Genomic DNA, 14,790 nt, shown 5'->3' with positions numbered 1-14,790 from the left:
TCTTTTTCAGAGTTTCCCTAACGTTGGATTTTGGCACAGTAAATTCGTATTTTTTTGTAGGGGCAGTGCAAGCGATTAAAGTGGGGAGCATGCTCCCTCACTCTGAGCGGCATTGTGTTAGCTCGGCTGCATACACTCCAGCGACCGATCCACCATCACACTGGCCATGTCCACCAGGTGCATGACCGACAGCACCAGAGTGCGTGAAGTCCCTTCCAGTTGATCCCCGGCCGTTTGCGCCGCAACGGCTGCACAACGCAGCACGCTGCTGGCGTGAGCCAGGGCGTCTTCGAAGCTGAGGTCGGGGGTGGTGGTGAAGAATTGCAGTTCTGAAGCGGGTGGCGCGGGGACAGGTTTGTCCATGGGTTCAACTCCTAATCAACGTTAGAGAGCCGTTACCTTCGCTACTAAACGGGGTGGCGGCCGTACGCAGGTTAGTAGACCGGTGATTAGGACCCGGCGCACCCGAAGGTGCCCTGCGCACGGCCACCATAACGCAGGGCCGAAAAAAAGCGCCTTGCAGAAGGGGGCGCTTGGCGCCTAATCACATCGTGGGCTACTAAACCCGGTCACTGAATTGGCAGTGACCGACGAAGACTAGCCACGTGATTTGAGCGGCGCAAGCGGTTGGGATTCTCTCGGAAACGTCCTGCGAGTTAAAGGGAAATGTCATCGCAGCGACTCTTCCTACACTTGCCAAACCTACCCAATTCTGGGAAAACCCCACCCTTTGTACCGTCAACGAGCGCCCTATGAACCCCGAAGAACTCCAAATCACCGACATCCGCCCCGGCACCGGCAAAGCCGTGGTCAAAGGCGCGCTGATCACCACCCAATACACCGGTACCCTGGAAGACGGCACGGTGTTCGATTCGTCCTGGGAGCGCGGCAAACCGTTCCAGTGTGTGATCGGCACCGGGCGTGTGATCAAGGGCTGGGACCAGGGCTTGATGGGCATGCAGGTAGGCGGCGTGCGCACCCTGTTTGTGCCGGCGCATCTGGCCTATGGCGAGCGGTCGATGGGCGCGCATATCAAGCCCAACAGCAACCTGCGTTTTGAGATTGAGTTGCTGGAAGTGCTGACGCGGGACGATTGAGGACGATGGACATGGAAGTTGATTCACACGGGTTGCCGGCGTGTTCCGTCGTGGGCATTCAGGTCGTTGAACTGGGTGATCGCGATGAGGTCGAGTTGCAGCGGTTTTTTGAGCGGGCGCCGGGTTACTTCATCGCGGTCAACGGCGAACCGGCCACAGCGACCGAAGCGCATGAGGAATTGCAGGGGCAGTTGCCCGCAGGGTGGGCGTGCAGTCGGATGTATTGGCTGGGTTACCGCGATCTGGAAAACCAGCTGGTGGCGGTGGTGAACATTGCGGCGGACTTGCTGGCTGTGGGTGTTTGGCATATCGGGCTGTTGCTGGTGGATGCACGTTTGCATGGCACCGGGCTGGCGCGGCAGTTACACGCGGATCTTGAGGCTTGGGCTGCGGGCAACGGCGCACAATGGCTGAGGCTGACGGTGGTCATCGGCAATACCAAGGCCGAACGCTTCTGGCCTAAGCAGGGTTATGTGTCGGTGCGCACGCGCGAGGGGATCACCATGGGGCGTCAAGTGAACAGGGTCTCGATTCAGGTCAAGGCCCTGACAGGTGGGCAGGTGGGTGATTACCTGGCGTTGGTGCCGCGAGATCAAGTGGATGTACCTTCCTGAACCCATCCTGAAGAATCTTCTTATTCCCCATGCGGAAACTTTCCTACAGTTTACTCTCTCATCATCGGGGCGTAAGCTTCGCGCGTTTTCATCAATAGCGGAGACCCTCAGTGGGTACTTGTTCGAGTGACAGTAGTCGGCCGGTTTCGGTAACCGGCACAGGCTTGGCAAGGTAACGCGCATTTTTCCGATGCCGTTGTCTCGCCACTAATAGCGAGAAGCGGCATCCCGGCAGCGGCCAGTCCTGGCACCTGCTCGAATCCCTCTCATCGACGCTGACCAGCACCCGGTTCACCCTCGGGATGCTACGGACGCGCCTGTCTTTTACGACAGGCGGGCCAAGCTGGCTGTGCCTATAAAACGGGCGCGGTGCAGACGGCGGTACCTGCACGACGGTTTTTTCCTCGCGCAGGAGTAACACCATGAACCTGACTCTGTTGAAAGAGTTCTTTGCCGGCTTCCTGCGGACCCGGCACATCGCCCGGCATTTCCGTCGCCTGGCGATGCTCGAAACCGTGACCGACGCCAGCGTCAGCCGCGAAGTGCCGCCGACCTTGGCGCAAACCCTGGTGGTCTCGGCCAACAGCAGTGCGGTGCAGTTGCTCGGCACCCTGGGTAGCCATTCCGAGGGTTTGACGACTCAGGAAGCTGATGCCCTGCGCGTGCAATACGGCCTCAACGAAGTCGAGCATGAACAGCCGCTGCCATGGTGGGTGCACCTGTGGCACTGCTACAAAAACCCGTTCAACCTGCTGCTGACCTTGCTGGCGGTGATCTCTTGGCTGACCGAAGACATGAAGGCCGCCACGGTGATTTTCTCCATGGTGGTGCTGTCGACGTTGCTGCGTTTCTGGCAGGAGGCCAAGTCCAACAGGGCCGCCGATGCGCTGAAAGCCATGGTGAGCAACACCGCTACGGTGCTGCGCCGCGATGAAGCCAAGCGCATTGAACTGCCGATCAAGCAGTTGGTGCCGGGCGACCTGATCGTGCTGTCCGCTGGGGACATGATCCCCGCCGATTGCCGCGTGCGCAGCGCCAAGGACCTGTTCGTCAGCCAGGCGGCAATGACCGGTGAATCGATGCCGGTGGAGAAGTTCGCCCAGCAGCAGGACGCCAAGACCCGCAACCCGCTGGACCTGGAGAACATCCTGTTCATGGGCACCAACGTTGTGTCCGGCGCGGCGACGGCGGTGATCCTGACCACCGGCAACAGCACCTATTTCGGTGCCTTGGCCCAGCGTGTGACCGCGACCGACCGTGCGACCACCTCGTTCCAGCATGGCGTCAACAAGGTCAGCTGGTTGCTGATCCGCTTTATGTTCGTGATGGCGCCGTTGGTGCTGTTCATCAACGGTTTCACCAAGGGCGACTGGACCGAAGCACTGTTGTTCGCGCTGTCGATTGCCGTGGGCCTGACCCCGGAAATGCTGCCGATGATCGTCACCTCGACCCTGGCCAAGGGTGCGGTTTTTCTGTCGCGCAAAAAAGTCATCGTCAAGCGTTTGGACGCGATTCAGAACTTTGGTGCCATGGACGTGCTGTGCACCGACAAGACCGGCACCCTGACCCAGGACAAAATCTTCCTGGCGCGCCATGTGGACGTGTGGGGCGCCGAATCCGATGACGTACTGGAAATGGCCTACCTCAACAGCTACTACCAGACCGGCCTGAAAAACCTGCTGGATGTGGCGGTGTTGGAACATGTGGAAGTGCACCGCGAGCTGAAAGTTGGCACGGCGTTCCAGAAGGTCGATGAAATCCCGTTCGACTTCAACCGCCGCCGCATGTCCGTCGTCGTCGCCGAGCACGACCAGCCGCATCTGCTGATCTGCAAGGGCGCCGTGGAAGAGATTCTGTCGGTGTGCAACAACGTGCGACACGGCGACGTCAACGAAGCGCTGACTGAAGACCTGCTGGCGCGCATCCGCCAGGTGACCGCCGCGTTCAATGAAGAAGGCCTGCGCGTGGTCGCCGTGGCCGCGCAACCAATGGCGTCTGGGCGTGACACCTACAGCCTGGCGGATGAGAACAACCTCACGCTGATCGGTTACGTCGCGTTTCTCGACCCACCCAAGGAAAGTACTGCTCCTGCGCTCAAGGCCCTCAAAGCCCATGGCGTGGCAGTGAAAGTGCTGACCGGTGACAACGAACTGGTCACTGCCAAGATCTGCCGCGAAGTGGGCCTGGAGCAACAGGGCTTGCTGATGGGCAACGACATCGAAGCCATGACCGACGCCGAACTGGCGAAGGCCGTGGAAACCACCAATGTGTTCGCCAAGCTGACGCCCAGCCACAAGGAACGCATCGTGCGCCTGCTCAAGGCCAATGGGCATGTGGTCGGTTTCATGGGCGACGGCATCAACGATGCGCCAGCACTGCGTACGGCTGATATCGGCATCTCGGTGGACAGCGCGGTGGATATCGCCAAGGAAGCCGCCGACATCATCCTGCTGGAAAAGAGCCTGATGATCCTGGAGGAGGGCGTGCTGGAAGGCCGGCGCACCTTCGCCAACATGCTCAAGTACATCAAGATGACCGCCAGTTCCAACTTCGGCAACGTGTTCTCGGTGCTGGTGGCCAGTGCGTTCATTCCGTTTCTACCGATGCTGCCGATGCATTTGCTGGTGCAGAACCTGCTGTATGACATTTCGCAGATTGCGATTCCGTTCGATAACGTCGACGACGAGATGCTGAGCAAACCCCAGCGCTGGCAGCCGGGAGATGTCGGCCGTTTCATGCTGTTTTTCGGGCCGATCAGTTCGATCTTTGACATCACCACGTTCGCACTCATGTGGTATGTCTTCGATGCCAACACGCCCGACCACCAGACCCTGTTCCAGTCCGGCTGGTTCGTGGTCGGGCTGCTGACCCAGACGCTGATCGTGCACATGATCCGCACCCCGAAAATCCCGTTCCTGCAAAGCCGTGCGGCGATGCCGTTGATGGTGATGACCGGCGTGATCATGGCCGTGGGGGTTTTCCTGCCGATGGGGCCGCTGGCGCATTATTTCAAGTTGCAGGCGCTGCCGTCGCTGTACTTCGTGTTCCTGCCGGTGATCCTGCTGGCGTACATGGCACTGACCCAGGCGGTAAAGGGCTACTACATCCGTAAGTTTGGCTGGCAATGAACAGGGAAGATTTCCTATGCAAGCAATCAACAACATCAACCTCGAATCCCTGGTCGACACCCTGGTCAGCCTCACCGCGGCCTTTATTCTCGGTGGTTTGATCGGTTTCGAACGCCAGTACCGTCAACGCACGGCGGGCCTGCGCACCAACGTGCTGGTGGCGGTGGGCGCGGCGATTTTTGTCGATATGGCCAGCCGGCTCGGCGGCGCGGAAGGCGCGGTGCGGGTGGTGGCCTATGTGGTCTCGGGCATCGGCTTTCTCGGTGCCGGCGTGATCATGCGTGAAGAGGGCAACGTGCGTGGGCTCAACACGGCGGCCACGCTCTGGGCATCGGCGGCGGTGGGCGCCTGTGCGGGGGCTGACCTGGTCCTCGAAGCGTTGCTGGGCACGCTGTTTGTGCTGGCAGCCAACACCTTGCTGCGACCGATCGTCAACAACATCAACCGCCAGCCGTTGGACGTGGTGTCGGCAGAAGTCACCAATATTCTGTATGTGATCGCCCGGCGTACCCAGCAGAAAGCCGTACTGGCCTTGCTCGAAGCGGAGCTGGCTCGCTGCAACTACCCGGCCAGCGATGTGGACGTGCGCCCCTTCGGTACGGAAGAGGTGGAGATCGAAGCCACCCTGGCCGTGACATCGGTGGACGGTGACGAACTGGATGCGCTGGTGGCGCGAATTTCGATGTCGACCCTGGTGGTGCAGGCGTTCTGGAGCCCGAGTACCACTGAGTAGTCCCCGGGTGTCAGATGTTGTCTCGTGCAAAGCTGACTATGCTGTTGTGAGGAAAAGTCCTACAAGCAATCGAGATTATCCCTTCATTTGATAAGCCGCGCCGTTGTTAAGGTTGCGCCCTTGCGCCTCAGGAACTAGGGCGCAGCTCAACGTTTTGACCGTGCTTTATCAAAAGGAGGGGTCTGTACTGCCTGAAGTGTCGTGCGGAGTAATCAGCACCGTTTGTCGGAACTGTTACTTTTCACAGGTAGATAGGTCCCGTGTGATATGTAAGCGTACTGATCCCTCGGGGAGTCTTATGAGCAAAGCTTTAATTGTGGACGATCACCCTTTTATCCGCGCCACCGTGAAATACCTGCTGAAGCAGGAAGGTTTTGATGAAATCTATGAGGCGGGCAACGGCGCCGACGCCATGCAGTGTGCGCGTGAGCAGCGCCCGGATCTGATCATCCTTGACCTGGCCATGCCCAAGCTTGGCGGGCTGGAGGTGATCAGTCGGATCAAGGCGCTGGAACTGCCTTGCAAGATTCTGGTGCTCACCTCTTACCTCGCGGTGTTCTTCTCCACCCGCTGCATGCGCGCCGGAGCCATGGGGTTTGTGGCCAAGACGGGTGAACTGGACGAGTTGCAAAAGGCGATCAGGGCGATCCGGTCCGGCTACAGCTGCTTTCCCAGCGTGGCCACCAGTTCAGTGCGCCGTGACGATTTGCAGACCACTGAGCAAGAGTTGGTCGACGCGCTGTCGGACCGCGAGTTGACAGTGTTGCAAAAACTGGCCCTGGGCCTGGGTAATAAGGAAATCGCCGAGGATATGTTGTTGAGTCACAAAACCATCAGCACCTACAAGACGCGACTCAAGGAGAAGTTGCGCATGTCCTCGGTGGTGCACCTGTCCAAGTTCGCACAGCGCAATCATCTGATCTGAAATGACCACCTCCCGGTTGTTGAGATTCACGGCCATCCTGTTGGTCGGGCTGTTGCCCTATACAGCGATGGCCCTGGATGAGCCACACACCCTACGGCTCCTCGGCCACTCCTCCCTTGAAAACCCTGGCCTTGAGCTTGATGAGCGCGACTGGCGCTGGTTGCGCGAGCGACGCGTACTGGTAATGGGCGTGTCGGCGCCGGACTACGCGCCTTTTGACCTGAGCAACAACAACGATTTTGAAGGTATCACCGCTGACTACGCTTGGTTGATCAGCCTTATCTTAAGCGTGCCCATTGAAGTTCGACGCTATGACACTCGCGATGAGGTGATCGAGGCGCTCAAGCGGGGCGAGGTGGATTTAGTAGGCTCGGCCAATGGTTACGAAGCTGCCGACAAGGACCTGATACTGTCCCGTTCCTACGCCAATGATCAACCTGTACTGGTTACCCGCGCCGGTGACAGCCATTTACTGAGCGCCGACCTGGCAGGCAAACGCGTGGCGATGCTCTACCACTACATGCAACCAGGCGCTGTCCAAGCCTATTACCCCGACGCGCAACTGCTGTTGTATGGCTCGACCCTCCAAGCCATCGGCTCCGTGGCGTTCGGCCAGGCAGATGTTTACCTGGGCGACGTTATCAGTACCCGTTATCTGATCAACAAGCATCACCTCAATAATGTGCGCATGGCCGATTTTTCCGGGCTGGAGGTCAACCCGTTCGGGTTCGCTTTCTCCAGGGACAACATTCGACTGCTGAATATCATCAATGCAGCGCTGGCCGTCATTCCGCCCAGCGAGCAAATGAACATCCTGCGCCGTTGGAGTGCTGGCGACAGCGGTTTCCTTGAGGCCGACCGACTGCGCCTGAGCGACAGCGAGCAGAGTTGGCTGGAGAAGCACCCACGGGTGAAAGTCGCTGTGCTCGACAGGTTCATGCCGCTGTCATTTTTAGATGAGCACGAGCAATTCGCGGGGCTGAGCGAGGAGGTGTTGTCGCGGATCAGCCTGCGCACGGGCTTGAAGTTCGAGATGGTCCACGGCAATTCTCTTCCTCGGCAAATTGACGAGGTCAGCAGCGGTCAAGTGGATATGCTTGCGGTTATCACGCCTAGCGTCGAGCGTGCCGAGAAGGTCCGCTTTACCCGACCCTACCTGTCCAGTCCCTATGTGTTGGTGGCGCGTGCCAGTGATGAACGGCTGCTCACCCTGGAAGACATGCCCGGCAAACGCCTGGCGTTCATTGGTGGCAACAGCCTCGGTGCACAGATAGCCCGGGACTATCCAGGTATCAAGTTTGTCGACGTCGAGAACCCTGAGGCCGCCATGGACCTGGTCGCCAAGGGGAGTGTCGATGCGACGATAGTTTCGTTGATCAGCGCACGCTACATGATTGCGCGCAATTATCGAGACCGCCTGCGGATCACCAGCACGGTTGGCACGGAGCCGGCGCGTGTGGCCTTCGGCGTCAACCGTAGCCAACTGGAGCTGTATTCGATCCTCGAGAAGGCGTTGTTGAGTATCACCCCTGAAGAAATGGACGAACTGACCAACCGTTGGCGCAGTGAGATCATCATCGAAGACAGCTATTGGAGCAGCCATCGAAACGTGATCATCCAAGGGTTTAGCCTGGCCGCCTTGCTGCTGCTGGTGACCCTGGGTTGGGTGCTCTACCTGCGTAACCTGATACGCAAGCGCGCCCAGGCAGAACGTGCCTTGAGCGATCAGATGCGATTTATGCGGGTGCTGATCGACGGCACACCTCATGCGATTTACGTGCGCGATCGCCAAGGCCGGTTGATGGCCTGCAACAACGCTTACCTTGATGTGTTTGGTTTCAAGTTAGAGGACGTGATCGGCAAGACCGTGGTGCAAACCGACACGGGCAACCCGCCGCAGGCCCAGTCGTTCCATTCCGATTACTTGGACCTGATGGAACGCGGCGAGCCGCAGATCCAGGATCGCGTGCTCAAGGTGCCGGGTGGTGGTGTGTTGACCATTTACCAGTGGATGCTGCCGTACCGTGACAGCAGCGGTAACGTTGTGGGCATGATTGGCGGCTGGGTGGACGTCAGCGAGCGCCAGCGCCTGCTGGGCCAGCTGCAGGAAGCGAAGGAGGACGCCGACGCCGCTAACCGTGCCAAGACCACGTTCCTGGCGACCATGAGTCATGAGATACGCACGCCCATGAATGCGGTGATCGGCATGCTTGAGTTGGCCCTGAAAAACGCCGAGCAGGGCCGTGTCGATCTGGACGCGCTGGAAGTGGCGTCGATGGCGTCCCGAAGCATGCTGGAATTGATTGGCGATATCCTGGACATTGCGCGGATTGAAACCGGTCACCTGTCCCTGAGCCTGGAAGAAGCCAATCTCCATGAGCTATTGGCCTCTGTGGCGCGGGTGTTCGAGGGGCTGGCGCGGGACAAGGGGCTGCAGCTGCAAGCTGAACTCGACCTGATGGTCGACCGATTGGTGCTGATCGACCCTCTGCGTCTCAAACAAATAGTGTCCAACCTGCTGGGCAATGCCATCAAGTTCACGACTACCGGCCAGGTACGCCTGGGGGCTCAGGGCACACCTTCGTTGAGCGGTGATCATTTGAACCTGAGGTTGTTCGTGGAGGACACGGGGATTGGCATCAGTGCCCAAGACCAACAGCGGTTGTTCAGCCCCTTTGTCCAAGGCAGCAATCACGACCAATCGGCGCGCAGTGGTTCGGGGCTGGGGTTGATGATCAGCCGCAACCTGTGCGAAATGATGGGCGGTCAATTGCATTTGAGCAGTGTGCTCGGTAAAGGCACGCGCGTGGACCTGACGTTGACGCTGGCGTTGGCCTCGGTAGCACCGGTGTGTACGCCTGTGGTACCTGCGCCTGCGACTCATGCGTTGAACCTCTTGGTGGTTGACGATTACCCGGCCAACCGCCTGTTGCTGGCTCGGCAATTGAACTTTCTGGGGCATCACATCGTCACTGCGCAAGACGGCGCCGAAGGTTTTGCGTTATGGCTGGCCGGGCGTTTTGATGGCGTGATCACCGACAGCAATATGCCGGTCATGGATGGTTATACATTGGCACGTGATATCCGTGCCCAAGAGCGTCAGCGTGGTTTGGTGCCGTGTCTGCTATTGGGGTTTACCGCCAACGCGCAACCCGAGGAGACCGAACGCTGCCGGCAGGCGGGCATGGACGGTTGTCTCTTCAAACCGACCGGCCTGGATGATCTGCGCACGGCGTTGGCGTCGCGCACCGCGGCACCGGTGGTGAAAAAGGGCGTGCCGGTATTTGACTTAAGTACGCTGGTCGCTCTGACAGGCGATGATACTGCCGGGCTCAATGAGTTGCTGGTGCCCTTGCTCGATAGCCTTGCGGAGGATCGCTTGCTGCTATCGGCGCTGCAAGAACACGCGGACCTCGGCAAATTGCATGACCTGGCCCATCGCGTCAAAGGTGGGGCTCGCATGGTCAAGGCGCAGACGTTGATCGCTTGTTGTGAAGCGCTGGAGGGCGTGTGTGAAAGGGGGGACCGTGATGCATTGGCGGCTTCGGTTGAAGCCATTGGCCACGCCATCGATAGCTTGCATCACAGCTTGAGCACCCGCATCAAGCAGGCTTGACTGAAGTGAATGGCCATTCGGTGGATTTGGGAGAACTCCTACATGGAGAGGGAACAAGCCTGATTTTGTCTTCGGGGTATGTCTGGAAAATGGGCCACGCTCACTGACGAGCGCTGCCTGCCCAGGGGTTCGCCATGCCAAACAAAGCACTGACCATCCTGATTGCCGATGAACAACACCTGCAACGCCTGTATATCGAGAAAATGCTCAACCGGTTGGGATACTACCGGATCATACCGGTGGGAACCTTTGAAGAGGTCCAGTTGCTCACCGCCATCCCGGCCCGGCCTTTTGATGTGCTGATTATCAATGCAGGGTTGGCGGCCCACGCCAGCGGACCTCAACCTCAGGCACACCATGTGCTGGTCTACGATCACCTGGACCTGAGCCCCAGCGCCGACGCAACGACGGCGGTGCTCGTGCGGTTGCCCGGCGTGCCGGACAACGTCAACCTTGAACACTTCATGGACATCATTGACCCACCCGCAGCCACTGCCGGCCTGCGGGTGTTGCCGTGGTTGCGGGAGTTAGCCCAAGCACCAGCAGCCGGGATTTAATCCCATTCTGGTGCGATACCCTTGGGGCTGGTCAGGCGATGGCCGCGTTCCAGTTCGGCAATCTGTGTCATGTCGGCAGCGCTCAAGGTCAGTTGCAGGGCCTTGAGGTTGCTTTCCAGGTTGACGCGCTTGGTCGATGAAGGGATGACTGCGTAGCCCAGTTGCATGGCCCAGGCCAGCGTCACTTGCGCCGGGGTCGCCTGATGGCGTTCGGCGATTTGCTGGATCACCGGTTCCTTGAGCACTTCGCCGTAGGCCAGGGTCATGTAGGACGTGATCTGAATGCCGTTGGCGGTAGCGAAGTCCACGACCTTACGGTTTTGCAGGTAGGGGTGCAGTTCGATCTGGTTGGTGGCGATGTTTTCGGCCCCAATGGCTGCAATCGCTTGTTTCATCAAGTCGACGGTGAAGTTGGAAATGCCGATCTGGCGGGTCAGGCCCAGGCGCTTGGCTTCCAGCAACTGGCCCATGAATTCGGCGACAGGCACCTGGTCTTCCGGCGAGGGCCAGTGGATCAGGGTCAGGTCCAGGTAGTCGGTCTTCAGCTTGCTCAGACTTTCGCGCAGGCTTGGAATCAGCTGGCCTTCGGCGAAATTGGCAATCCAGATCTTGCTGGTGATAAACAGTTCGTCACGCGGCACGCCGCTGTCGGCAATTGCCTGGCCGACGTCGGCTTCGTTCTCGTAGATCTGCGCGGTGTCGATCACACGGTAGCCCAGTTCCAGGCCGGTGCTGACGGAATCGATCACCACCTGGCCTTGCAGGCGGAAAGTGCCAAGGCCGAAGGCCGGAACGTTTTGCGTTGGAATGGACATCAGTAACTCCTGAAGAGGGGGTAAACAATGGAGTCGAGTATCCACCCGTCGTTCCTTCGGAAAAACCGCCGAATCCGAAAAGGACTCTTTACCGCAGATCACGAATCGCCAGCGCCTTGAACCGCTGTGCCAATGACAGAACCACCTGGCCGCTGCCCATGTTGGGCACCACGTGGGTGAAGGGAATATCGATCATGCGGTTCTCGCGCACGGCGCGTAGCTTCGAAAGTACCGGGTCGGTGGTCAGCAACTGCCGCTTGCGGCTGGCCGGTGACCACAGGGCGTCGGCCAGCAGGATCACGTCCGGGTCCTTGGTCAACAGGGTTTCATTGCTGACGGTCACCCGTGACAACGGGATATCGGCCAGTACATTGCGTGCACCGGAAGCTGCCAGCAAGGTGGTGACAAAACCCCGTTGACCTTCGCTATCGAGTCCACCCACTTCACTGTCCAGGTAAAACACCGACAGCGGGTGGGCATCCCCGATCAGCGCATGGGCGTTTGACAGGTCGGCATCCAACGCATCGCTCAGCATTTGAGCGCGCCGGGTTTTGTGCAGCAGGGCGCCGAGGGTAAACAAGTCCTGACGGATATGCCCAAAGTAATCCAGGGAGTGACCCGCGCAGGCGGACTCCAGCAGGTACGACGCCACCCCGTTGTTTGCCAGACCGGTGCGCGACGTGACCCCATTACCGAACGCACTGGCAAAGCCGCCCACCACCAGGTCCGGATGCTGTGCATACAGCACTTCACTGGACGGGTATTTCGCCGCGATGACCGGTACGTCGAAGTACTCGCCGTGCCGGTGTGCAATGCCGTTGTCGTCCAGGTAAGCCACACCCACCAGCGAAGGCCCGGCATCCAGCGCCAGCAGCAAATCGGCGGCGTGCTGGTTGAGCGCCACGATGCGCGACGGCGGTGACGGGGGCACGCTCCAGTCCTGGGCGCAGTTGCGATAGGTGTCTGCCAGCACGGGTGTGCCGCAGAGCAGGGCGGCCAGCCAAAACCATGGGTGTTTCATGGGGCATCCTTGATCAACAGGTCTTGCACCACATCGCCGCCCACCAGGTGCACATCCACCAGGCGCAGCACTTCGGCCTTGTTGCGCACGCCATACCAACAACGCTCGGGATACACCGTGAGCACCGGCCCGAGATTGCATGGAAATTGGCAATGGGTGCGTGTCAGCAGCACGCCTCCGGACACTTCGATGTGCTCATGTTCCAGCAGTCGGCGGCGCAGGGTTTTCCACAGTTGCAAGGCGCCGCGCTGCGTACAGCGTGGGCCGGTGCACAGGAATACATGGCGGGCGTGGTCCGGTATGCGGGACCAGTCGGGATGGAAGTCCACCCCGTCGATTTTGGTGATCTCAGTCATCAGAAGCGATACGTGTAACGCACCTCCGATGTGAATGGGCGGCCGAGGTTGTCGACGTTGCTGGCGCGGCTGGTGACGTAGTCGCGGTCGAACAGGTTTTCCACCAGCAGGCTCAGGCGGTGCTGGTGGGCGTTGTCGAGGTAGCGATAGGCATCGGCGTCCACCACGGAGTAGTGGCCGTATTCGACATTTTTTGAGCTGGTGATGTCGCGGATATAGCGGATCGCAGTACCTGCGCCCCATAAGCGGTTTTCCGATTCGAAACCGATACGTGAACGGGCAAAGAAGCTCGGGATATCGTTGATGGTAACCCCCGTGCGCGATTCGGTGAGGTTGCGCGTCATGTCGGCTTGCAGGCTCCACTGGTCGTTGAGCGCGAGCTTGGCGTCGGCCTCGAAGCCGCGCATCTGGATCTGGCCCTGGCCGTTGACCCACTGCACATCGTCGAGCGTGATCAGGTCGGTGATCTTGCGTTTGAACAGCGTGACGCTGGCGCTGAAGTCACCTTCGCCCAGTAGCCCCTTGTAGTCGATCCCCAGTTCGGCGTTGCGGCTTTTCTCCGGCTTGAGATTGCGGTTGCCGATTTCGTCGCCTGGCTCGTTGACGAACAACTGCTCGGCGTTGGGCAGTTTGTAGGCCGTACCGTATTGGCCGCGCAGGGCCCAGTGGTCGTTGAGATCGTAGAGCGAGGTGAGCATGCCGACAGTGGCACTGTCACCGCCGCTCATGGCTTCATGCCGCACGCCCACGCTGGGGTGCCAGTTGGGCAATGCGTCGATCTGCGGTCGCAGTTGCGTATAAAGCGCGTGGGCCTGGGCCTTGTTGTCGTCGATCACCAGTACATCGTCCTGGCCCTTGAACCACTGGTTGTCGCTGCCTACCACCAGCACATGGCCGCCTGGCAACTCGGCCTTGCCCTCGGCTTGTACGCCCCAATCGGTAAAGCCCCAGTAGTCATTGTGATTGCGCACATTACGGCCGCCATTCGCGGTGTTATCGATCCGCGTGTAGCGTGTGTCCCAGTCGTTGATATGGCCCTTGATGAAATAACTCAGGCGCTCGTTGATCGCCTGTTCGAAAGTGGCCGTGGCGATCTGTTGCACGCGGTCGTTGGTGGTCTTGTAGTTGTTCACCGGCCGCGCGAAATCAAGGTTGGCATCGGCATATTGGTAGAACAGTTCCAGGCGCGAGTCGTCGCCAAACGACTGGATGGCCTTGGTGCCGAAGGTGGTCACTTCGTACGAGCGCTTTTTGTCGCTGACGCGGCCGCTGTAGTCGCTGTTGCGAAACGGCTGGTAGCCCTCGGAGGCGTTGCGGCTGACATACGCCAGCAGGCCGAGGTCGCCCCAGCCGTTGGCGAAGATCTTCTCGACCCGTGCATCGCCGGTGGTGCCGCCGAAGGTATCGACTCCCAGGTTGACTTCACCGGACGCCTCGCGTGTCTGCGGGCTGCGCGTGACGATGTTGATGACCCCCGACACCGCCTGGGTGCCGAACAACAGGCTCTGGCCGCCCTTGAGCACTTCGATGCGCTCGATAGCGTTGGCCGGCAGCGTATCGAGGTACAGGCCGCCATACAGGCGGTTGTTCAGGCGCACGCCGTCGAGCAGGATCAACGTGTCATCGTTGCGCCCGCCCAGCAGGGAATAAGTGCCGTAGTCGAACGGGCCGTTTTTCGGCGCCACGTAGAGGCCGGGGATGAACATCTGCATCACCCGCGTCACGTCGGCGGCGGGGCCGGCGCGTTCGATCTGTTCGCGGGTGACGATCTCCACTTTGCTGCCGTACTGGGCCATGGCGGCGACGGTGGTGGATTCCACGGAAGGAGCGGAGACAATCTGCTGGTTGAGCACCAGGGTATTGTCGTCGGCCAGCAACAGGGGGCTGAACAGCGAGCCGAACAAAGGGATCAGGGAACGTCGAATCAT

General features: G+C 59.7%; 12 protein-coding genes. 7 read left to right on the top strand and 5 right to left on the bottom strand.

Translation table 11 applies throughout. From position 1 onward, the window contains the following. Positions 1 to 117: 117 nt before the first annotated feature. A complete protein-coding gene (locus tag HX793_RS14675; protein ID WP_016976709.1) occupies positions 118 to 363 on the bottom strand; it encodes a DUF6124 family protein in 246 nt (81 codons plus the stop codon). A 389-nt stretch (positions 364 to 752) separates the two neighbouring features. Here HX793_RS14675 and HX793_RS14670 point away from each other — a divergent pair, with 389 nt between their 5' ends. From HX793_RS14670 to HX793_RS14640, 7 genes are all read left to right on the top strand, one after another. Beyond that, positions 753 to 1,097 (top strand): FKBP-type peptidyl-prolyl cis-trans isomerase, encoded by a 345-nt coding sequence (locus HX793_RS14670; protein WP_033902084.1) that lies wholly within the window; start codon positions 753 to 755, stop codon positions 1,095 to 1,097. Between the two features lie 11 nt (positions 1,098 to 1,108). Beyond that, positions 1,109 to 1,711 (top strand): GNAT family N-acetyltransferase, encoded by a 603-nt coding sequence (locus HX793_RS14665; RefSeq protein ID WP_177095620.1) that lies wholly within the window; start codon positions 1,109 to 1,111, stop codon positions 1,709 to 1,711. A gap of 422 nt (positions 1,712 to 2,133) precedes the next feature. Beyond that, positions 2,134 to 4,839 (top strand): magnesium-translocating P-type ATPase, encoded by a 2,706-nt coding sequence (mgtA, locus tag HX793_RS14660; RefSeq protein WP_177095622.1) that lies wholly within the window; start codon positions 2,134 to 2,136, stop codon positions 4,837 to 4,839. A 16-nt stretch (positions 4,840 to 4,855) separates the two neighbouring features. Continuing rightward, positions 4,856 to 5,572: an MgtC/SapB family protein gene (locus HX793_RS14655; protein WP_033902087.1), complete on the top strand. Its 717-nt coding sequence runs from the start codon at positions 4,856 to 4,858 to the stop codon at positions 5,570 to 5,572. A 298-nt stretch (positions 5,573 to 5,870) separates the two neighbouring features. Next, positions 5,871 to 6,497, top strand: a complete 627-nt coding sequence (locus HX793_RS14650; protein WP_016977403.1) for a response regulator transcription factor — start codon at positions 5,871 to 5,873, stop codon at positions 6,495 to 6,497. Position 6,498: 1 nt separating this feature from the next. Beyond that, the gene (locus HX793_RS14645; RefSeq protein ID WP_177052845.1) at positions 6,499 to 10,113 is read left to right on the top strand and encodes a transporter substrate-binding domain-containing protein; all 3,615 of its coding nucleotides are present in this window, start codon (positions 6,499 to 6,501) and stop codon (positions 10,111 to 10,113) included. Positions 10,114 to 10,247: 134 nt separating this feature from the next. Continuing rightward, on the top strand, positions 10,248 to 10,670 hold the full coding sequence (locus HX793_RS14640; RefSeq protein WP_177052844.1) for an ANTAR domain-containing protein: 423 nt from the start codon (positions 10,248 to 10,250) through the stop codon (positions 10,668 to 10,670). Here the strand turns inward: HX793_RS14640 and dkgB are convergent. The 4 genes from dkgB to HX793_RS14620 all read right to left on the bottom strand — a co-directional run bounded on the left by dkgB (position 10,667) and on the right by HX793_RS14620 (position 14,790). After that, positions 10,667 to 11,485, bottom strand: a complete 819-nt coding sequence (gene dkgB / locus HX793_RS14635) for a 2,5-didehydrogluconate reductase DkgB (RefSeq protein WP_177052843.1) — start codon at positions 11,483 to 11,485, stop codon at positions 10,667 to 10,669. The two genes, HX793_RS14640 and dkgB, sit on opposite strands and share 4 nt — an antisense overlap. 88 nt (positions 11,486 to 11,573) lie before the next feature. Then, positions 11,574 to 12,506, bottom strand: coding sequence for an ABC transporter substrate-binding protein (locus tag HX793_RS14630; RefSeq protein WP_016977399.1), 933 nt, complete (start codon positions 12,504 to 12,506; stop codon positions 11,574 to 11,576). Then, the gene (locus HX793_RS14625) at positions 12,503 to 12,862 is read right to left on the bottom strand and encodes a (2Fe-2S) ferredoxin domain-containing protein (protein ID WP_016977398.1); all 360 of its coding nucleotides are present in this window, start codon (positions 12,860 to 12,862) and stop codon (positions 12,503 to 12,505) included. Before HX793_RS14625 ends, HX793_RS14630 begins: the two co-directional genes overlap by 4 nt. Then, entirely contained in the window at positions 12,862 to 14,790 is a 1,929-nt protein-coding gene (locus HX793_RS14620; protein ID WP_177095624.1) for a TonB-dependent receptor plug domain-containing protein, read from the bottom strand. Before HX793_RS14620 ends, HX793_RS14625 begins: the two co-directional genes overlap by 1 nt.

It is taken from the genome of Pseudomonas reactans (genome assembly GCF_013387025.1).
GTDB classification, from domain to species: domain Bacteria; phylum Pseudomonadota; class Gammaproteobacteria; order Pseudomonadales; family Pseudomonadaceae; genus Aquipseudomonas; species Aquipseudomonas reactans.
This window is presented reverse-complemented; position numbering and strand designations above follow the sequence as displayed.